Genomic DNA, 1,431 nt, shown 5'->3' on the forward strand with positions numbered 1-1,431 from the left:
GCCCCCCACCCCCCCCCCCCCCCCCCCCCCCCCCCCCCCCCCCGCCCCCCCCCCCCCCCCCCCCCCCCCCCCCACGCCGTTGCGAGATCAGCCGGCGCGACCCCAGCGGCGCACCAACAACAGCGAGCCGCCGAGCAGCAGGGTGAGCCCGATGATCAGCGGTACCCGGACATCGGCGCCGGTGTAGGCCAGGCCCTGGTCCGTCCAACCCTGATCCGTCCAGCCCTGACCTGGCGAGCCCCAGGTCGGGGTGGATCCGGACGAACCGCTGTTGCCGTACGCCCAGTCGTCTCCGCCGGCGTCACTCGAGCCGCCCATGGATCCGGGCCCGGCCGGCCGCAGGGTGATGGACACGAAGGTGATCGCCCCGGACGGCGCGGAGATCAGACCGTTCGGCGCCTGCTGCGTCGCGGTGATGGTGTGCTGACCGTCGATCAGCGGTGCGGTCGGCGTGCAGCTCCACGCGCCGGAGGCGTCGATCACCACGCCGGAGCAGATCACCGAGGTGCCGTCGGTGACGGTCACGATGTTGCCCGGATCCCCGGTGCCGCCGATGGTCGGCACGCTGCCGACGGTGTCCCCGTTGCCTGGCGCGGTGATCACCGGCGGGTCCGGCTGCGTGGCGGCCGGCGGCTCGTACAGGAACATCAACGGCCCGCTGGTGCCACCGGGGGTGGTCACCGTCACCCGCACCCGGCCGGGACTGCCGGCGGGGGTGGTGAAGGTCAGGGTGCCGTCGTCGACGACGGTGACCTGGTCGGCCGGCACCGTGACTCCGTCGATGGTGACGCTGGTGGCGCCCGGTACGAACCCGGTGCCGGTGATGGTCACCGACGTCCCACCGGCGGTCGGGCCGAAGTCGGGCGTGATGCCGGAGACCGTGGGCACCGCTGGGAGGGTCACCTCCGGTACGTAGGTGAACGGCACACTGCCGCTGGTGCCCCCGGGGGTGGTCACCGTCACCCGCACCCGGCCGGGACTGCCGGCGGGGGTGGTGAAGGTCAGAGTGGTCGGATCGACGACGGTGACCTGGTCGGCCGGCACCGTGACTCCGTCGATGGTGACGGTGGTGGCGTCGGGGACGAACCCGGTGCCGGTGATGGTCACCGTGGTGCCGCCGGTTTCGGGGCCGGTGCCGGGGTCGATCCCGGTGGCGGTCGGGGCGGGTGGGGTGACCGCGGTGTAGGTGAAGGGCAGTGGATCGCTGGTGCCGCCGGGGGTGGTCACGACCACGTCGACCGGGCCGGGGTCGCCGGCGGGGGTGGTGAAGGTCAGGGTGTCGTCGTCGACGACGGTGATGTCCTCGGCCGGCACCGTGACTCCGTCGATGGTGACGGTGGTGGCGTCGGGGACGAACCCGGTGCCGGTGATGGTCACCGTGGTGCCGCCGGTTTCGGGGCCGGTGCCGGGGTCGATCCCGGTGGCGGTCGG

1 protein-coding gene is annotated in these 1,431 nt (G+C 73.9%); it reads right to left on the reverse strand.

The genetic code is table 11. From position 1 onward, the window contains the following. Positions 1-87: 87 nt before the first annotated feature. Positions 88-1,431 (reverse strand): IPT/TIG domain-containing protein (locus tag JL106_RS21755; RefSeq protein ID WP_205262134.1); only part of this gene is annotated, 1,344 nt, incomplete at its 5' end.

The organism is Nakamurella leprariae, assembly GCF_016918035.1.
Classification (GTDB): Bacteria; Actinomycetota; Actinomycetes; order Mycobacteriales; family Nakamurellaceae; genus Nakamurella; species Nakamurella leprariae.